This window comes from Mycoplasmopsis lipofaciens ATCC 35015 (genome assembly GCF_000686585.1).
Classification (GTDB): domain Bacteria; phylum Bacillota_I; class Bacilli_A; order Mycoplasmatales; family Metamycoplasmataceae; genus Mycoplasmopsis; species Mycoplasmopsis lipofaciens.
On sequence record NZ_JMKY01000004.1, the window covers coordinates 72,434 to 92,342 of the forward strand.

22 protein-coding genes are annotated in these 19,909 nt (G+C 27.6%); 3 read left to right on the forward strand and 19 right to left on the reverse strand.

Going from position 1 to position 19,909, the window contains the following annotated elements:
• The first annotated feature begins 47 nt into the window (after nucleotides 1-47).
• Complete coding sequence (locus T388_RS03880; RefSeq protein ID WP_156930246.1) at nucleotides 48-218, forward strand: hypothetical protein; 171 nt, start codon at nucleotides 48-50, stop codon at nucleotides 216-218.
• Between the two features lie 574 nt (nucleotides 219-792).
• Here T388_RS03880 and T388_RS03655 read toward each other — a convergent pair.
• The 18 genes from T388_RS03655 to T388_RS0101425 all read right to left on the reverse strand — a co-directional run bounded on the left by T388_RS03655 (nucleotide 793) and on the right by T388_RS0101425 (nucleotide 16,856).
• Nucleotides 793-2,133: a leucine-rich repeat domain-containing protein gene (locus T388_RS03655; protein WP_051586182.1), complete on the reverse strand. Its 1,341-nt coding sequence runs from the start codon at nucleotides 2,131-2,133 to the stop codon at nucleotides 793-795.
• Between the two features lie 369 nt (nucleotides 2,134-2,502).
• The gene (locus T388_RS0101340) at nucleotides 2,503-2,976 is read right to left on the reverse strand and encodes an MPN499 family protein (RefSeq protein WP_027120540.1); all 474 of its coding nucleotides are present in this window, start codon (nucleotides 2,974-2,976) and stop codon (nucleotides 2,503-2,505) included.
• Entirely contained in the window at nucleotides 2,966-3,838 is an 873-nt protein-coding gene (locus T388_RS0101345; protein ID WP_245598348.1) for a Cof-type HAD-IIB family hydrolase, read from the reverse strand. The genes T388_RS0101340 and T388_RS0101345 overlap by 11 nt, the downstream gene beginning before the upstream one ends.
• Nucleotides 3,804-4,538, reverse strand: a complete 735-nt coding sequence (locus tag T388_RS0101350) for an L-ribulose-5-phosphate 4-epimerase (protein ID WP_027120542.1) — start codon at nucleotides 4,536-4,538, stop codon at nucleotides 3,804-3,806. Before T388_RS0101350 ends, T388_RS0101345 begins: the two co-directional genes overlap by 35 nt.
• Complete coding sequence (locus T388_RS0101355; RefSeq protein WP_027120543.1) at nucleotides 4,538-5,422, reverse strand: L-ribulose-5-phosphate 3-epimerase; 885 nt, start codon at nucleotides 5,420-5,422, stop codon at nucleotides 4,538-4,540. Before T388_RS0101355 ends, T388_RS0101350 begins: the two co-directional genes overlap by 1 nt.
• A complete protein-coding gene (locus T388_RS0101360; protein ID WP_027120544.1) occupies nucleotides 5,397-6,050 on the reverse strand; it encodes a 3-keto-L-gulonate-6-phosphate decarboxylase UlaD in 654 nt (217 codons plus the stop codon). Before T388_RS0101360 ends, T388_RS0101355 begins: the two co-directional genes overlap by 26 nt.
• Nucleotides 6,051-6,068: 18 nt before the next feature.
• A complete protein-coding gene (locus T388_RS0101365; protein ID WP_027120545.1) occupies nucleotides 6,069-6,554 on the reverse strand; it encodes a PTS sugar transporter subunit IIA in 486 nt (161 codons plus the stop codon).
• The gene (locus T388_RS0101370; protein ID WP_027120546.1) at nucleotides 6,554-6,835 is read right to left on the reverse strand and encodes a PTS sugar transporter subunit IIB; all 282 of its coding nucleotides are present in this window, start codon (nucleotides 6,833-6,835) and stop codon (nucleotides 6,554-6,556) included. Before T388_RS0101370 ends, T388_RS0101365 begins: the two co-directional genes overlap by 1 nt.
• Before the next feature lie 81 nt (nucleotides 6,836-6,916).
• Nucleotides 6,917-8,635: a PTS ascorbate transporter subunit IIC gene (locus T388_RS0101375; RefSeq protein WP_027120547.1), complete on the reverse strand. Its 1,719-nt coding sequence runs from the start codon at nucleotides 8,633-8,635 to the stop codon at nucleotides 6,917-6,919.
• A gap of 61 nt (nucleotides 8,636-8,696) precedes the next feature.
• The gene (locus T388_RS0101380; RefSeq protein ID WP_027120548.1) at nucleotides 8,697-9,755 is read right to left on the reverse strand and encodes a phospho-furanose lactonase; all 1,059 of its coding nucleotides are present in this window, start codon (nucleotides 9,753-9,755) and stop codon (nucleotides 8,697-8,699) included.
• Nucleotides 9,756-10,079: 324 nt separating this feature from the next.
• A complete protein-coding gene (locus tag T388_RS0101390; protein WP_027120549.1) occupies nucleotides 10,080-12,041 on the reverse strand; it encodes a transketolase-like TK C-terminal-containing protein in 1,962 nt (653 codons plus the stop codon).
• A gap of 108 nt (nucleotides 12,042-12,149) precedes the next feature.
• A complete protein-coding gene (locus T388_RS0101395) occupies nucleotides 12,150-13,682 on the reverse strand; it encodes a PTS sugar transporter subunit IIC (RefSeq protein WP_027120550.1) in 1,533 nt (510 codons plus the stop codon).
• Between the two features lie 31 nt (nucleotides 13,683-13,713).
• A complete protein-coding gene (locus T388_RS0101400) occupies nucleotides 13,714-13,989 on the reverse strand; it encodes a PTS sugar transporter subunit IIB (protein ID WP_027120551.1) in 276 nt (91 codons plus the stop codon).
• Between the two features lie 20 nt (nucleotides 13,990-14,009).
• On the reverse strand, nucleotides 14,010-14,459 hold the full coding sequence (locus T388_RS0101405; protein WP_027120552.1) for a PTS sugar transporter subunit IIA: 450 nt from the start codon (nucleotides 14,457-14,459) through the stop codon (nucleotides 14,010-14,012).
• 13 nt (nucleotides 14,460-14,472) lie between these two features.
• Nucleotides 14,473-14,814: a flagellar assembly protein FliH gene (locus T388_RS0101410; RefSeq protein ID WP_051586183.1), complete on the reverse strand. Its 342-nt coding sequence runs from the start codon at nucleotides 14,812-14,814 to the stop codon at nucleotides 14,473-14,475.
• Nucleotides 14,804-15,490: a hypothetical protein gene (locus tag T388_RS0101415; RefSeq protein ID WP_027120554.1), complete on the reverse strand. Its 687-nt coding sequence runs from the start codon at nucleotides 15,488-15,490 to the stop codon at nucleotides 14,804-14,806. The genes T388_RS0101410 and T388_RS0101415 overlap by 11 nt, the downstream gene beginning before the upstream one ends.
• Nucleotide 15,491: 1 nt before the next feature.
• The gene (locus tag T388_RS0101420) at nucleotides 15,492-16,205 is read right to left on the reverse strand and encodes a hypothetical protein (protein WP_027120555.1); all 714 of its coding nucleotides are present in this window, start codon (nucleotides 16,203-16,205) and stop codon (nucleotides 15,492-15,494) included.
• Complete coding sequence (locus T388_RS0101425) at nucleotides 16,206-16,856, reverse strand: beta/alpha barrel domain-containing protein (protein ID WP_027120556.1); 651 nt, start codon at nucleotides 16,854-16,856, stop codon at nucleotides 16,206-16,208. It abuts the gene before it with no gap.
• Between the two features lie 120 nt (nucleotides 16,857-16,976).
• Here T388_RS0101425 and T388_RS0101430 point away from each other — a divergent pair, with 120 nt between their 5' ends.
• Entirely contained in the window at nucleotides 16,977-17,837 is an 861-nt protein-coding gene (locus T388_RS0101430) for a MurR/RpiR family transcriptional regulator (RefSeq protein ID WP_027120557.1), read from the forward strand.
• A 283-nt stretch (nucleotides 17,838-18,120) separates the two neighbouring features.
• Here T388_RS0101430 and T388_RS0101435 read toward each other — a convergent pair whose 3' ends face one another.
• The gene (locus tag T388_RS0101435) at nucleotides 18,121-18,357 is read right to left on the reverse strand and encodes a hypothetical protein (protein WP_027120558.1); all 237 of its coding nucleotides are present in this window, start codon (nucleotides 18,355-18,357) and stop codon (nucleotides 18,121-18,123) included.
• Between the two features lie 195 nt (nucleotides 18,358-18,552).
• Between T388_RS0101435 and T388_RS03660 the strand changes: the two genes are divergently transcribed.
• A complete protein-coding gene (locus tag T388_RS03660; RefSeq protein WP_051586184.1) occupies nucleotides 18,553-19,779 on the forward strand; it encodes a BspA family leucine-rich repeat surface protein in 1,227 nt (408 codons plus the stop codon).
• Nucleotides 19,780-19,909: the final 130 nt, after the last annotated feature.

A 19,909-nucleotide genomic window follows, 5' to 3' on the forward strand; every position in this document is an offset into this window, starting at 1 on the left:
CGAGCATAGTTATCTTCAAGCCACATGTTGAATGCACCAATGACTCTTTGCAAAAATTTCTTTCAGCACATCTTTATTTACTAAAAATTTATGCTTCTACAGTTCAATTTAAGAATAAATTTTATGTTACAATTAATGAAGAAGGTAAACGAGAATTTATCTCTTCTGACGATGATGTTCAATTCATAATTAAAGTTCTAGAGGCTATGTTTTTTTAATAAATTACAAATAATATAAAACAGAAATTTTAAGTGAAAAGGACTTAGAAAATTTTTAAAAATTCTGTATCCAATTCAAGTTTGACTCTACTCAAAATTATGCAGGAGAAATATACAACTGATGTAAAAGAAGTCGTTCATTTTATATGATGTTTAGTGATTTAGTTAACAAGTTAAATAAAAGGTTAATTAAATTTAACCCAGATAATCAAACATTGAAAAAATTACTGTTCAAAATGAAGAAATTCTTAGATTTTTTAATGAATGAAGAAAAAATATAGAAAAAACCTACCTCGTTGAATTTTCAGAAGAATGAGATAGGTCAAAATAGAACTATAGTTCCTATGGAATTATAGTTTTTTTATATTAATTTTAAAAGTAAATTTAACAAAAAAGTTCTAGGTTTTGTTTTGTAACTCACACATAATAAAAAACACAAAAGTAGAAACTAAACGCTTTGTGAAAAAGTTAATTCAACTATATAAAAAAACCCTAAAATAATGTAATTTTTATTTAGTCCTATTTCTTATTATCATTCTTTTAAATTTATGCGTTTTTCTCCCTTTTTATTGTTTTAAACTTTAATAACAGGTCTATTATTTGGATTTATTAAGTTTCAATCAAATTCATTATATTTATCTTTACTAATGCGAATTGTTAATTTGTAGCATTTATGAAATGCACTTTCCCCAATACTTAAAATATTATCAGGTATAGTAATAGATGTTAAATTACTACATCTATTGAATGCTCCCATTCCAATACTTTCAACTTCGTCAGGTATAGTAATAGATGTTAAAGAATTACATTCAGAAAATGCAAAATCCCCAATATTTGTAACACCATCGGGTATAGTAATAGATGTTAGACTACTACATCCTTCAAATGCACCTACCCCAATATATGCAACACTTTCAGGTATAGTAATAGATGTTAGACTACTACAACCGCTGAATGCAGAATTTCTGATATCTGTAACACTATCGGGTATAGTAATAGATGTTAAACTACTACAACGACTGAATGCAGAATCCTCAATATTTGAAACACCATCGGGTATAGTAATAGATGTTAGACTACTACATCCTTCAAATGCACCTTCCCCAATATTTGTAACACCATCGGGTATAGTAATAGATGTTAAACTACTACAACGACTGAATGCAAAACGTCCAATATTTGTAACACCATCAGGTATAGTAATAGATGTCAGACCACTACATTCACCAAATGCAAAAATTCCAATATTTGTAACACCTTTAGGTATAGTAATAGATGTCAGAGCACTACATTCACCAAACGCAGAATCATTAATACTTATAATATTATTAGGTATAGTAATGGACGTTAAACTACTACATCCATTAAATGCAGCACTTTCAATATTTGTAACACTTTCAGGTATAGTAATAGATGTTAAACTACTACATCCTTCAAAAGCACTACGTCCAATATTTGTAACACCATCAGGTATAGTAATAGATGTTAAGCCCTTACATCATCTGAATAAATAATCTCCAATATTTGTAACGCTTTCAGGTATAGTAATAGATGTTAGACTACTACAACCGCTGAATGCAGAATCTCCAATATTTGTAACACCATTGGGTATAGTAATAGATGTTAAACTACTACATCCTTTAAATGCGTTATCCTCAATATTTGTAACGCTTTCAGGTATAGTAATAGATGTTAAATTGCTACATCCTTTAAATGCATTATTTGAAATACTTGTAACATTATTTGGTATTTTTATTTCTTTTACTTCTTTATCTAAACATTCAACAATAGTATTGTTTTCGATTTTTAATAAATTAGATATTTTTTTATTGTTATTACAACTTATCATAATAACGGGTGAAAAAGCAATAAACGATGTTGCACTAAATGTTAATAATATTTTTTTCTTGTTCATAAAAAAATCCTTTCGTTTTTTAAATTATATATCTATAATAGTTGGTTTACTTTTAATTAATAAAAAATGACTTATCTTGTGAAGTGTAAAACAAAAGTGAGAACTTAAGCGGTAAATCAAAAGTGAGAGCTTTTATAATTTTTTTGATATGAAAAAATATCAAAAAAATTCAAAAACAGATTATGAATTGAAGAAAGGATATAGAAAAAACCCATCTCGTTGATTTTTCAGACTAATGAGACGGGTCCAATAGAACTATAGTTCTTATGGAATTATAGTTTTTTTACATAAATTTTAAAAGCAAATTAAACATAAAAAAATTCTTACTTTTGTTTTGCATTTCACTCTTATTAGTGCTTTTTATAAAAATTATTCGTTAATAACTTTTTTGGAAATTTCAAAATATTTTTTTCTTCATCTAATTTCTAATATTTCATTTTCAAGTACATTATTACTTTTTAACAAATCTTCATAATAATATATTGGTGCTCCAAATATATATCCTTGTTTAATATATTTAATTCCTAAATCATCAATTATTATATGAATTTGTGAATTAATTTTTATGATAAATGAATTATTTTTATCTTTTATAGAACTAGGATTTATAGAGAATTCACATCCATAATTTTTTTGAATGTTATTAAAATGAAAAAACCTTGGATCTCCATTAAAACTAAAAAACGAAGGTTGATACTTTATATCTAATGAATTTATTAAATCTGTGAGATTTAAAAAAGGTCTTCCTGCTCAAAGTCTCCTACTCAAAGTTCACATTGATGGTTGATATCAATATTTATCTGCAATAAAATTTATTTTGTAAATATTGTGTTTAACATTCATTTTTGCCTTCCAATAAATTAATGAAATAAGATACTCCATCTTCGTCATTAGTTTTAGTTACAAAGCTAGCAGTTTCTTTTACTTCATTTATAGCATTGCCCATAGCAACACTAAAACTAGTTGTTTTCAACATAGGAATGTCATTAGCAGCATCACCAAAAGATATGGATTTGTCATTTGTTATATTTTTTAGATTCATTAATTTTAATAATGCATCACCTTTTGAAATATTTTTAGACATTATGTCTATTACACCTTTAGCTGAAGACACATAATATATATCGTTTTTTAAAGTGTTTAAAAAATCAATAAGTTCTTTTATTTTTTCATCAGAAATATTTTGAGTAATAATTAGAAATTTAGAAAAATCATATTCATCAACAAAATTATTAATTTCTTTTTCTTCATATTTTCATTTATATAAATTATCCTTTTTTAAATGAGGATAAATAATTTTGGCGAATCAATCGGGATTTGAATAGTTATTTCCAATCATTTCGAATTTAGAATACCCAAGATAATCTATTTTGTTATTTTCTAAATAGTCAACAATATTTTTGGCAGATTTTTTTTCAATGCTTTTAAAAAATAATACTTGTTTTGTGATTACATCATAAATCATTGAACCATTTCCAGCAATAATTGGCAGTTTAATATTTAAATCTTCGATAATTTTATAATTCATATAATATGGTCTACCAGTAGCTATGATTACATTTTTATTTAACTTATGTAACTGTTTTATAGTATTTCTAGTATTTTCGCTTATTACTTTTTGAGAATTATATAGTGTGCCATCTAGATCAAATACAAATGTATCAAAATCTTTAATTTTTTTGTCCATAGTAAGCATTTTTACCATGTTTCCTATTATAATGTTTTTCAATTAAACTTTTTTGTGCTTGTGGTGCCTCGTTATTATTTATTATCAATGTATTAATTGCCATTTTGGCAACAGTTTCTAATGTAAGAGCTAAATCAACAGCATCTTTAGGACTTTTAAAACTTCATACAAAAGGACCGTGTTCTTTAACTAATGTTGCAGAACAAGCTTTTCAATCTATTTTTCTTTTCTTAAATGTTTCAATTATTACTAAACCTGTATTGTGTTCGTATTCTCCGTTGATTTCCTCAGGAGTTAGTGATCTAGCGCAAGGTACAGGTCCATAAAAGTTATCCGCATGAGTTGTACCAAAACAAGGAATATCTTTACCTGCTTGTGCAAAAGAAACAGCATTTACTGAATGTGTATGTACAATTCCTTTTAATTCAGGGTTTTCTTTATATAGCAATGTGTGTGTTGGCGTATCGCTTGAAGGTTTATATTTAGAATCAATAACATTGTTATTTAAATCTGTAACAACCATATCGTCTGCCTTCATATTTTCATATGAAACACCACTAGGTTTAATTACCATATATTTTCTATCTTTTGTAATGCCTGATACATTTCCTCAAGTATGAATAACTAAACCATATTTAACTAATAACAAATTAGCTTTAAAAACTTCTTCTTTTAATTGTTGAATTTCTTCTAAATATTTTGGATCCAGATGTAGCATTAATTATCTCCTCCAATAATTTTTCATTGTTGTTCATAAAATATTTTTGCATCAGAAATATATTTAATAGCTTCTTCTTTTGTTTCATCTTTTTTATTTAAAGATCACATTTCTATCATTATTGGTTGATTTAGTTTTAAATCTTTTAATATTTTTAGCATATATGGAAAATCTACTGTTCCGGTGCCAAAAGGTGTATCTCTAAATTTTCCTGGAACTGTATCTTTAAAATGGAATGCAACTAAGTGATTTTTAGCTATTTCAAATTCATTATATAAGTCCTCTTTATTAGCTCATTGATAAATATTGCCTAAATCAGGATATATTTGTAAATAAGGGCTATCCACAATATTAAGATATGTTAAAGCGCGTGTATTTGTACCCATAAAACGTGTGTCCATAATTTCAAAAGCTAAAACAACAGAATATTTACTTGCTAATTTGACAGCTTCTTTAATTCCCTCAATAAAATATTTTTTAGTTTCATTGTCAGCTTCTTCATAGTAAACATCGTATCCTGCTAATTGAACTGTTCTAATTCCTAATTTTTTAGCCAAAATGATCGCTTTATGCATGATACTCATTGCTTTAACTCTAGTATCTTTATTTTTAGAGCCAAAAGGATATTTTCTATGCCCGCTTAATGTCATAGAATTAAAATTAAAATTGTGTTTAATTAATAATGATTGAACTTCTTTAATTTGTTGTTCATTTCAATCTAATCTTGCTAATCTCTCATCGCTTTCATCCACAGAAAATTCCATAAAATCATATCCTGCTGTTTTAGCGATAATAATTTTTTCTTCTAATGTAAATTTATTATTTATTGCTTTTTCATATATTCCAAGCAATCTATTTTTATTTTCAATATTTTGCAAATTCATCTTTAAATTCTTTCGCTGCTTGTTCTGGATTTTCAGCATCTCTTAGTGATCTACCTGCAATAAAAATATAAACTGGAATATCTTTGAATAATTTTATATCTTCTAAACTTACACCACCAGTTATTGTGACTTTAAATCCTTTATCAGCAAGTTTTTTAACAGCTTCAATATCTCTAGAACCTCATTTTACTCCACTTGCTTGACTATCTCTTGATCTATGTCAAACAACTTGTGGAACTCCTGCTTTTTTTCATTGTTCTACTTGTTCCCAAGTGAAATTTGAAGTTAGTTCAATTTGAACTTCTTTATTATCTCCATATTCTTTGGCAATATTCATTGTTTCAACTATTGTTGGTACTTCAGCAGCGCAAATACATGTTGTATAGTCAGCACCGTTTTCAAAAAACATTTTTCCAAATATTTTTCCTGCATCAGCTATTTTTCCATCTGCAACAATAATTTTATTTGGAAATGCTTCTTTTAATGCCTTAATAGCCTTTTTACCTTCTGAAGCTATTAAGATAGTTCCAACTTCAATAATATCTATGTATTTTTCAACTTTTTTAGCACTTTGAATAGCTTCTTCAATTGTTTGATTATCTAAAGCTATTTGTAACATTGGTTTCATATATAATTCTCCTTAAATCTATGATAAATATTTTGTGTAATCCACACTTTCAATAAATTTGATTACTTCATCTTTTGTTTTGCAATTTGCGATAATTTCAATATTTTTAGGTTCTTCAAACACTGCAATTATTTGAGGAATTGCAACTGCTGTATGTGTTTCACCATCAATTGCAGCAAGTCCCATTATTATTTTTACTTCTCTATCATCGCCTTCAAATTTAATTGGTTCTTTTAAAGTAATTAAACTAAAACCATTTGAAAACACGCAATCCTTAGTTGCAGATGCATGTGGCATTGCTAAACCATCAACCAAAATATAGTATGGACCATGTTCTTGAGTTGATTTTAAAATAGCATCGTAATAATTTCAATTAATAACATTTTTATTAACTAATGGTTCTAATGCTTTATGAATAGCTTCTTTTCAGTCTTTAACTTCAACATTAGTAATAATTGAGTCATTAATTTTTAAATTGTCTAATAAATTTAATTTTGCTTTCATTATTTCAATTTTTCTTTAGCATCTGCTAAAGCTCCTTTAATTTCTTCAATATTCATAACATTTTTTAATCCATAAGCAAGAGCTTTAGCATTTTGAACTTCAGAAACAAAGTTAGCAGTACATAAAACAACATCAAATGAGTTTACCATTGCTTTACCTTGTCCTAAACCTAGTGCTTCAACACTACCTTGAATTCCTAATTCTTTTAAAGCTTGTTGGGTTTTTAATTTAATAATCATACTGGTTCCCATTCCAGATCCACATAAACATAATACTTTCATTTTTACTCCTTAAAAATTTTATAATTTATTATTTTACTTATAAAAATAAAAGCAGAAAACTGCTTTTATTTAAAACCTAAATTAAGCGTTTGCTTTTGCGAATTCTGCTTCAGCTTTTGCAAATTCTAAGTTAGGTTTAATATTAAATGCTTTTTGCATAAATGTTGGTTTTGATTGTCTGTTTGAATCAACAATTTGTGCTAATACAAGCATCAATACTATGTATGCTGGGAATACAATGTATGCAGCAATTTTTGATCAACTTGATAATGTAATTATTGAACCAAAAGCAACGTTTCAGTCAAACATTCCAATGTAACCTGTTGAAAATGGATAAGCAGCTTGTGAATATTTCATAACTGATAATCCAAGTGAAACTACTAAAATTTCAACAAATCCAAATAATGCTGGAACAATAATTGAAGCTTTAAATCCACCTGATGCATTTGCGAATACACCTATTGATCCAGAGTTAAAGAATAATGTAATAAACAATGGAATTACCATTACATATTCAAATGAGTGACCTTTTGTAGCAAAATATAATCCAATTGTAAGAGCAACAGCTATAAATTGTCCAATTGTACCAGAAATAAATCCGTATGTTACTGAGTTTGGTGAAAAACCATATGTAGCAGCAACATCAACAGCAACAACAGCACCTGGAACTAATTTTTCACTAATTCCTTGGAATGATTGTTGTAATTCTGTAACAAACATACGAACACCCATTTGTAATACTAAAATAGAACCAACTAATTTTAATGATGTTAATACAAGGTTTGTAACTCAAAATGCTTCTTTACCAGCAGCATTTCAGTCACTATATACTGTAAGATTTACTTTTCCAGTTTTTAAATTAGCGAATTTAACAGCATCTGGACCAGCAAATTGTAAGATTAATACTAGTATTAAAAATACAACTAAAATAATTAATGATTGTGTGAAGATGTTATCTTCAAAAATTTTAATTTTGTTTGATAATTTTTTGGTTTCAGCAGAGTCTTCTTTTTTACCGAAGAATTTACCAATTCCATATGCTAATGAAACACCAAACATTTGTTGGTGACCAACAGCGAATCCAGCACCTTGTGTAACAACGTCTGAACCTTTAATTGTTGCAGTTGATGCAACACCTCAATAAGTACCTAATAAAATTCCAGATACTATAATAACACCTGAAGATAAACCTGCGCCAACAGATTGAGTAGGATCTACAGCAAACATTAATAGCGCAACAACAGCAACAACCATTGCGGCTTGTTGGAACATAACGTGTCCAGTAACCATTAATGAATGTACATTTGTTCATTTTCTTAGAACAATTAATAATATATTAACGAATAATCCGATAATTAATGCGTATGATACTCATGAAACATATTGACCTAAAAAGTTATTTGCACTTGTTCAGCCTAAATATGGATCTAATGGTGTAAGTGTACCGAATGATTTGAAAGAATTGAAAATAGGTTTTGCAATTTTTACTAATGTTCCGGCACCAATACTTAGAATTAGTACACCAATCATACCTTTTAGCATACCAACTAGTGAATCGGTAACACCTCTACCTAATATGAGGTAACCAACTAATATTAAAAGCCCGATTAAAACAGCATTTACTCCTAAAAAGTTGTCAACTAAAATTCTTTTAATAAAGAAGTTAGTTCCATCGTTAAAGTTCCATTTTGAATATCATAATGATAATACTCAAATAGTAACTAACAATACAACAACAACTAAAACAGCAACTAATGCTTTCCAATTAAAAGGTCTTTTTGTCTTTGTATTATTTGACATAATTCTCCTTTTTCAAAATTATTTATATGTACATACGTATAATAAATAATTATCTAATTTATTAATCTAAATTTAAATCTTTTTTTAGTTGCACAACTTCTTTTGCAACTTTAGATTTATCAAATTTTCTTGGTTCATCAAACGCAAGAATTTCACGAGGGTTATTGATTAAAATGTCATCAATAGCTTCTTGTGATACACCAACTTGTTTTAATAAAGGTATAAATCTTTCAAACAAGTATGAAAAACCAAATGTTTCTTTACCTTTTGTTAAACCATAATTTCTTTGGTAAAGAATTCTACCTGCATCTAAACTTAAAGTAATATTTTTTTGTAAACCTTTGTCTACTAAATATTTAATATTATCTGCTAATTCTGAATCTGGGTAGTATTTAACACGGTCTGGACCATCTAAACAAAGTGTAACACCAGTTTCCTTAATAACTTTTTCATAGTAGTAACGATCTGGGTTTTTATTTAAGTGTGAAATTTGAATTTTTCTTGGATTTGCTCCAAAACCAATTAAGTGTTTTGCTACTTCAAGAGCCATTGTACCTAATTGTGTATGTACTAAAATAGGACAACCAGTTTCAATTGAGGTTCTTGCAGCAACTTCAAGAGCTTTTAATTCTAATCTATCAATAGCTGCATAACCTGTACCAGCTTTTATAATACCTGCTTTAGCTTTTGAACGTTTAACAACAGGGCCGTTGTAATTATAAACATCCATTCCTTCTTCGATTTCAGCAACCATCATTTTAACAATGTCGTCTGTAGGAACACAAGCTAATCATGAGCAATATTTATCATAAAATTTTGCTTTATGAAATCCTGTTGACATAACAATGTTTGCTTTTCCTTTAAATGCTTCAGCAATTTCTAACATTCTAAAGACATCACGTCCAACATTAGGTGGATCCATTGTTACAATTGTTTTACCACCATGATCAATGTATTCTTGTACTTCTTTTTTGGCAGCATCAACATTAATCATTAAAAAATCAATATGTTCTTCCATTTCAGGACCACCATTTTTAATTAGGTGATCATGACAGTCAGTGATTCCGATTGAACTAGCAGGAACATCCCCTAGAACGGTTCTGACAAACTTTTCTTTCATATATTTCTCCTTTGTTTTTCAACATTTAAGAACTAAAATTTCTTTTTGTTCTATATTAAATTTTAATTATTATTGTAATATTGTCATTCGATTTATTTGGAAATTAATTCCAAAAAATATAATTTATATCTTTATATTTTTAATTAATGCTATAAATTAGATAAAAATGGTAATTTTATATGCTTTATTATAAAAAAATAATAAGAAAAAGTTTGAAAATTATTTTCTGAATTAAAATTTTTAACATAAAAAAGTTTGTAAAAAATATGAAAATTTTTCATAAATGATATAAAAAACCAAGCAATTTGCTTGGTAAAAAACTATTTATTTAATAAGAAAACGTTTAATTTTTTCAATAATAAATTCTGGCGTAAAACCTTTAAGTTCATAAACTTCTTGTCCGTCTGCAGAGTGACCAAAACCATCTGCTAGATGTGCTTCAATTTTGTTATATCTTGATAATTGATATCACATACTATCACTTGTTGCTTCGATTGCAAACATTGGTTTTTGATCTAATTTTAATTCTTTTACAAGTTTTTCATTTTTAACTAAATCTTGTAATAATGGTACAGAAATAACTCTTGCTTTAATATCAGTTGTTTCTTCTAGTTGGTTAGCAATAGTATAAGCTAATTCAACTTCCGATCCAGATGCTAATAAAGATATATCAAAATCTTTAGTTTCTTTAATAACATAAGCTGGCACTAAATCACCTTTAAGTATTTTAAAGGATTTAATGGGTTGGCGACAACCTATTATAGCGCTTTGATTTTTAGTTTCACTAAATGCATATTTAAATGCAGCTAACACTTCATTTTGGTCACAAGGACGAATAACTTTCATTCCATTTAATGCTCTTAACATTGGAATTTGATCAACAGGTTGGTGTGTTGGACCATCACCACCAACTTGATAACTATCATGTGTAAACACATGAACAAGTGGTAATTCCATAATTGAGCCTAAACGCAACGCAGGTTTCATATAGTCAGCAAAAGCCAAAAATGTTGAATCTACAGTACGCAATGCATTTGTATATAGATTAATACCATTATTTATTGCACACATTGCAAATTCACGAATTCCATATTTAATATTGAATCCTTTTTCATCAAAACGGTTTTTGAATCCTATTTTTGTTGCAGCATATAAATCAGCTGATCCGCCTAATACTAGATTAGTGTTTTCTAATGCATTCATTATGTGTGGAAAATGATTACGTATAGCAACATCATTTTCAGTAAAATTAACATTAGATCATTGCACTAAATCTGCGAATGATGTTTTCTTTGATTTTTTTGATTCTTCGATAATAAATCTAATTTTATCATCGAGTTTTTTATTATTTTTATCATACATTTGATTTCATTCATCATATTTCTTAACTTTTGCTTCTCAATATGTTTGGGCATATTGATAAACCTCAATAGGATATTCGAAAGGTTCGAATGTTTCTAAACCACATTTTTTCTTAAAATTAATTGTGTCTTCTGGATTTAAAACACCATTATGTCCTTTTGAAACGTTTTCATTAGGAGTGTTTTTTGCAATAGTTGTATGTACTCTTATGTATGAAGGTTTTCCTGCTTTTTTAGCAGCCTGAATTGCCTCATCGATTTTATCAGGATCGTCTTCAAGGACATCAAATGTCGCAAAATTTTGAGATTCAAAATATTTGATAAAATCAATATTATTTACTTCATTTGCTCGAGAATCAATTTGCACTTCATTAAAATCGTGAATTAGAATTAATTTGTCTAATTGTAATGTTCCTGCAAGTTGTATTGCTTCTAGTGCTACACCTTCTTGTAAACAACCATCACCATGTAAAACGTATACATAATGATCTAATAATGGTACTTCCTTTGTATTATATTTAGTTGCTAAGTGTTTTTCTGCTATAGCCATACCTACACCCATTGCAATACCTTGCCCTAATGGACCGGTCGAAGCGTCTACAAAGTCGAATCTATCAATTTCAGGATGAGACGGTGTTTTTGAATATAAGCATTTGTGTGCTTTCATATCATTAACACTTAAAAGTCCTAAAAAATGCATTATTGAATAATATGCCATTGAGCCATGGCCGGCAGATAAAATAAATCTATCTCTATTTATTCATTTAGGTTCTTTGGAGCTAAACATTAAGTTTTTTGCTATTAATGCATATGTAATGTTTGCTGCACCTATAGCCATACCAATGTGTCCTTGACCAGCTTTATTTATTGAATCTAGTGCTATGCCTCTCATTGAAGCAACTAGCATTTTTTCATTATTGTTCATATAACCTCCTTAATGTATTAATTAAATGATAATTTAATTTTTATAGTTATTGAACAAATTAATCAAAATTACAACATAAACATGCTGTAATTTTTTTGTTTTATATAACTAAGCTTGAGCTTCTACTTTTTTAGCTGAATTTGGTTTATTTTTTTTGATAAAGTAATTTACAACTCCATCAACAATTAAACCAAAGTATAGTACTAATGGAACTGCAAAACCAACTCATTTGTTAATTAAACCAAATACTCCTGGTATTGCTCCAATAATATAATCTGTGTCACCTCAGTTAAGTGAATTAATTGCATCTGTTTTTACACCATTACCAATTGCAATTGCGTTTAATGTTGTTGATGTAGCAGGAACTCAATGTCCTCAGATAAAGATAGCAGGAACTATTGTAATAATTAGTCCATGTACAAATGCACCAACAATAGCGCCTAAAATACCACCTTTAACATTTCCGAATACACCTGATGTAGCACCAAGGAAGAAGTGTGGCACTAATCCTGGTAAAATAACAACTGCTAATAAACCACCATGGTGAAGTCCAATTGTAATAAACATTCCAACTAAACCAGCAATAAAGCTTGAAATAAATCCAATTAAAACAGCATTTGGTGCATATGGGAATACAACTGGACAGTCAACTGCTGCTTTTGAATTTTTAATTAATTTTTCACTGAATGCTTTAAATGTTGGAACTAATTCTCCAATAAATAAACGAACACCAGTTAACATAATTTCAACACCTGCTGTAAATGTAAATGCTGAAACAATCATTGTAACTAATCAGTTACCACTTGATAATACCGCGTGTGCATCTTTTGCTGTTGCGGCTGTAATTTTACCTAATTCATACATTATGCCACCAGGTAAGAATGCAAACATGTAGAAGAAGAATATTGTAATTGTTAATGAAACTAATGTATTTCTAAAGAAATATAAACTTTTTGGGAATTTAATTTCTTCTGTTGAAATAACTTTTCCTTTCATTGCTAATCCAATACCTTCACCAATTAGACCACTAAGTGCATATCCAAATCCACCTGTGTGTCCTAATCCAATTTCATCTGTTCCGATAATCATATTCATATATCTTTGTTGAACAGCTGGTGAAATAACCATATATGATGCTAATAGTGCAGAACCACTAATTAACACTATAAAGAAGTCACCTAAACTATTTTGTGGTTCAAAACCTAATGTTATGAACACTGCTGAAATCATAATTGATGTGTAGAATAAAACATGTCCTGAAAGATAAATATATTTAAATCTTGATACTGCTGCCAATATAATGTTTAAAATCATACCCACAATCATAATTAATGATCCAACATTTGCTATTGCGTTAATTGCAATTAAAGCTCCTGCAAAAGCATCGTTGTTTGGAATAACGCCACTTAATCCATAAACGTGTTGAAATACTGGTTGGAATTGATTTAGAGATCCAACTAAAACTCCAGCTCCTCCACCTAGAATAATAAATCCAATTGTAACTTTAAAGGCTGAAATAATCACTTGTGAAAACTTCTTGCGTAATGCAATAGCTCCAATCATTGTGAATAATCCAACTACAAAAGCTGGTGCAGAAAGGAAGTTTTTAAAGAACGATAATAAGAAATATAAAAAATCCATTGTCTCTTTCTCCTTTTACTTTCTTGAAATATTATTTGATACCTAACTTATCTTTGAGTTTTTCTGTTAATTCAGCTTTAGATAAGATATTTGTTAAGATAATCTTTTTTTCTTCTGGGAATTCTAATGTTGGTGCAACATCTGCGCCAACAACGACCCAGTCAACGCCTCTGGCGTTAAAGTTTGAAATGTTTGTGTGTTCAACAGAATCGTATTCTACTCCAAGTGAATCTAAAACGCTTTTTACGTTGATTTCTACTAATAGAGATGAACCCAAACCTGATCCACATACTGTTTTAATAACCATATAATCTCCTTTTATATTTGTTATTTATATTTATCAACTAATTTTAAAAATGTATCAATATCATTGATTTTAAATGCTTCTTTTTTAAATTCTTCATTCATAAAATATTTACCAAATTCCTCCAATAAATTCATATGTGAAGAATTATCAATCGCAGATAAAGTTATTATTATTTTGCCTAATTTGTCTGATTGATTGTTAAATTCAATAAAATCATCTAATAAAATAATACTTATACCGGTCTTTAAATTATATTCTCCGACCGGCGCATGTAAGAAGGCTAAACCTTTTTCTAATACGTAGTAAGCCCCATATTTTTCAGTTGAATCTAAAATAGCATCAGTTAATTTATTTGTTGCATACCCGTGTTCAACTAAAATATCTACGCCTTTTTCAACTAATTCTTTTCAATTTTTTAAATCAGCAACATTTATTGCTTTCATCATAGACTTATTAAAAAGTTTTGACATATTACTCCTTATATTATTTTTTTCATGGTTTAAATGCTAACAATAAGAATGTCAAACAAGTTAAAGCTAACATAGTAAAGAAAGCAACAACAACAATAATTCCTGCCTTTGCAGAAGTTTTGGTTTTAACTTTTTTTGGTTCTGGCATACCTTTTACTAATCAAAACCGGTTAGGGTTTTTTTCTAATTCAATTCTTTGTTCCTGAGCTTCTTCTAAAATTGCTTTTAGATCTTCGATAGACAAATTTTCTAGTTCTTCTATTTTTCTATCATATACAGTTGTAAGTATGAATTTATAGTGTTCAATTAATTCTTTGTTGTTTTTACTATCTTGTTCATTGTTTTTATTCATCATATTGGCCTCATTGTTTAAAATTCTTTGCAATTCTATTTAATGTATCAAAAAAGGAAATTAAGAAAATATCTAGGTATAGAATTTTGTGAAAATCTACAGCAGAAGCTAATATTTTAATATCTTCTTCATTAGAGTATTGTCATTTTAAATATTCAATTGTTGCCAATTGTGCATTTTTAATTTTTTTTCTATTTGATACACTAAAGATAATCATAACAATTAATCCATAAAGTAGTAACACAATAGCAATGATTCACATATTAAAAGCAAATAATCATAAAGAATTAAGAAAAATTAGAAAGGAATTTATTCTATAAAACATTTCTCAACCAAAATAATTATTTTGGTGTTGATTATATAAAAATGCTTCAAAAACACATAAACAATTGTAATAAATACTATTGTTTTTATTATTTTTTTCTAAATATAAAATATTCTTATTTTTTCTTGCGCTAGGTAAAAAATAATTATTTTTATATTTAATTATCCCTTTTTTTTGATTATTTTTGGTAATGATATTTTTTGCATTTGTTATTGCATTATTTGTTGCAGAACTTGTTGTATGAATTGCTTTGCCATTTCTCATATAACGAAAAATATAAGTATATACTAGTAAAAAAAAGAAAAGTCCAATTGCTAATGCAAACCCAGTATATGTAAATTCGAATTTAAACATATTACACTTTTGTTACTTTTTGTTTTAGCAAATTAATTTCGTTTAATTTGAATAGTATTTTCTTTTGCATATATTCATCAATTTGCATAGAGTTTGAATTTTTAAAAATATTAATTAAATCAAATTGATTTGAAACAATAAAGTCTGTTTGATTTTGAATTAATTCTAGCTCTTCATTGATTAATAAAATTTTATTAATTTTTATTTTCTTATCTTTTATTAATTCACGAGATATATATTTTTCAATTTCGTTATACCATCTAGGATTTACAATTCCATAATTTTTGGCTTTATTGTTTTTAATTATTTCAATTTTTAAATCATTTGTAATTTTTATTTTTGCTTTTTTTGTGTCAATTATATTCGAGATTAAAAATAATCTTGAATCACAAATAGCTAAAATAGGCAATTGCGAATGTTTATCTTTTGCATACTTATTTTCAAAAATAATGTTATATAGAACTTTTATATTTTTGTTAGCTGATAAATCTAAAACAATATCATTCATTTTTTTGTTCAATGAACCAATACGTTTTTTATTTTTAATACCAATATTCTTATTTTTTGTAGCAATTCTTCAAATTATTAAAGCAAATAATAATAGCAACATCATTCCGGCGGCAACTCAAAAGAAAATTTTTTGAGGAGTGGGGTCATTAAAGTCTCAAAAACTAACTAGTTTTATATTTTTATTTTCACTAAAATTAATTTTCATCTATTCTACCTCCCGCCTTCAATAATCCATAAATGAAGTGTTTTGCTTATTTGGGTAGTTATCAATAATTGATCCACCTACAGCAATATCGACTTTTGCTTTATTAAATAAATGAATGTTGTTTGATCTTAAACCACCATCAGAAATAATTAATAAATCTTTGTTTATTTGTTTAATTTCTTCAATCTTTTTTAAAAGATCAGGATTTAATAAAACACCAGTACCACCAATTTTATCAATTGTCATTAATACAACAAAATCAACACTCTTTAAAATTTGTTGATATCTTGCAATCTGGTTGTGCGATTCTATCATCACACCAAATTCAAAACCTTGGTATAAAGATTTTAGTTTCTTAACCATTTTTAAAGACGCTTTGTCTAAAGGAAATGAAATTCTTTTCACTTTAATTTGTGTTAGCTTATGTAAAATTTTCATAATGTCATCAACCATACAATGAACATCAAATTCAACATTAGGGTATCTTTCAACCAAATAGTTAATAGATTCTAGATTTAAACCAAAACTTTCGGTATAATGAAAATCCATTAAATCCAGGTGCATATGCATCATTCCATCATTTACTAATTTATCTAATTTATCTATTGCTTGGAATAAATTTAATGCGCAAACACTTTGCGAGTATTTCATATTCCTCCTTTGTAATTATTTTCACATCTTTATACCAACATATATTTTATACTTTTTAATAATATTAAATAAACTTTCATCTTTTTGCAATAAACTTTCATTATTTTTTATAATAGATTTATGACAAATAAAAATAAAGAATTAATTAAACCATATTTAAATTTATCACCTGAGCTTAGTCATAGTGATAAATCTATTTTAGAATATATAAATACTTTTACGGGAGATAAGTTTACACTTTCTCAAAAGGAGTTGGCATTAAAAACTCATACAAGTGAGGGCACTATTTCTCGTTTTGTAAGAAAAATGGGATTTGAAAACTATAGAGCGTTTTTTGCTCATTTAAATTTGCTTATTAGAGATTTTAAAACACAATATTTCAACAAAGAATATGAAAACTCAATAAATAGTCAAAAAGATATTTTGTTAGCACATAAATTTGCAATTGATGATATTTTGAGTGGTACATTAAAGTGAGATATAGATAGTATATCTAGACTAATTCATCAAGCACAAAATGTTTATATTCTTGCCTTAGGTTCTTCACAAAAACCAGCAATGGAATTAGCTGCAAATTTATTAAAAATTGGAAAACCTTGTTTTGTTTGTGAAGATTTCCATGTTTTTGTTCCAATTTTAGCAAATATTACATCTAATGATTTACTTTTTATTATTTCTAATAAATTTGAAAATTTAGAATTAACATTTTCGGCACAGTTAGCAAAAGACAATAATGCTAAAATCGTTGCAGTAACTTCAAATTCATTAGTTAATTATAAATATTGCTTTGATGGAACCATAATTTATCAAAATATAAGAAACACTATAAAAGAGGTTCCAATTTCATCAAAAGTTAGTCAAATATTAATTATTGATTTGTTGTTTGATTGTTTAATTACAAAATATCCAGATTATATGAACAAATTATCGCGTACTAAAAATATTTTAGACAGATGATATAAAAGAAAATTTTCTTCTTAGTATGTATATGTGAAGTACAAATCAAAACCGAGAACTTTTTGGCGTTTTTTGTTAATAAAAATTGCATAAAAAAACTATAATTCGTAAGAAACTATAGTTTTAAGCTGATCATCTCGTTAACCACTTTATGTCAAAGAGATGATTTTTTCTATATCTTTTCATCATTCGTTGAAAAACTGCGAGAAACTAAGTTATTTAAAAAAGAGCGATATTTCATTTTTGCTTTAGTTTCACCCTCAATACAAAATTCATAAAACAGTTTAATGAAATGGCATAGTCTACTTTATTTTTGAATAAGTTCATAATATTTAATTATCAATTCATCGACATCTTCTATTGAAATTTTTCTTGTGAATTCATTCTCTTTATTTTTATGAGAAATAACAACATTTTTATTTAAAATATCGTATTTTATTTTTTTAACTATTTGCCAACTTAATTCTAATTTTTTACTTATTCAATTTATTGATTTGTCCAAATTATTTGCAATTATTTTATATTGATATTTTTTTATATCCAAAAAATTATAAAAGTTCCTACTTTTGTTTTGCGCTTCACAGCATATATGTAATTGTGTATAATTATTTGTAGAAATATTTTTTATAAATCAATGAGTTGTTATCAAACTAAAATTAGTATTATTAAATAGAAAATTAAAATAATAACAATAGCTGAGAAGTAAAAAATAGAAAAAGTAGGAGTAAGAAATAAAAATATGAAAGAAAATAACCTAATTTATAATGTAACGAATGATGTTGTTTCAATATGCCTTGATAAAATTTCAATTTCAAACATTTCAGGGAACATAATTAACAAAGAAACACTAGCAAAATATAGTAACAAAAACATAACAATTTGTGAAGGGGTTTTATTTCCTGAAGACTCATCTAAACTTTTTTATAATTTTAAGAAAAATATTCATATTTATGGAACTATAGACACTTCAAATGTAACTGATATGAGTGAGATGTTTAGTGATACTTCAAAAGCAAACCCCGACGTAAGTAAGTGGGATACTTCAAGTGTAACTAATATGAGCGGGATGTTTTATGGAGCAAAGGTTGCAAACCCTAACGTAAGTAATTGAGATACATCAAATGTAACTGATATGAGTTGAATGTTTAGTGGTACTAAAAAAGCAAACCCCGACGTAAGTAAGTGGGATACTTCAAGTGTAACTGATATGAGTTCAATGTTTAGTGATGCTTCAAAAGCAAATCCTAACGTAAGTAATTGAGATACTTCCAAAGTAACTGATATGAGTGAGATGTTTAGTGATGCTAAAAAAGCAAACCCCGACGTAAGTAATTGAAACACTTCCAAAGTAACTGACATGAGTTCAATGTTTAGTGATGCTTCAAAAGCAAACCCCGACGTAAGTAATTGAAACACTTCAAGTGTAACTGATATGAGAGCAATGTTTTATAGAGCAAAGGTTGCAAACCCCGACGTAAGTAATTGAAACACTTCCAAAGTAACTAATATGAGTTCAATGTTTAGTGATGCTTCAAAAGCAAACCCTAACGTAAGTAATTGAGATACTTCCAAAGTAACTAATATGAGTTCAATGTTTCGTCATACTTCAAAAGCAAACCCTAACGTAAGTAATTGAGATACTTCCAAAGTAACTAATATGAGTTCAATGTTTAGCTTTACTTCAAAAGCAAACCCTAACGTAAGTAATTGAAACACTTCCAAAGTAACTGATATGAGTGAGATGTTTAGTCATACTTCAAAAGCAAACCCTAACGTAAGTAATTGAGATACTTCCAAAGTAACTGATATGAGAGCAATGTTTTATAGAGCAAAGGTTGCAAACCCTAACGTAAGTAATTGAAACACTTCCAAAGTAACCAATATGGATGAAATGTTTTATGAGAGTTCGTTTGATAATGAAGAAATATTAGAAAAATGAAAAGACTTGCTTGCAGACAATAATTAATTCTTAAATTTTAAAATGAAATGCACTACCTAGTGATATAACAAAAACATACAAAGAAACAAAAACAAGAAATAGTCAACTTATACAAGTCTAGGTGATCTATGAATCAGATTGCGAAAATTTTAACGTA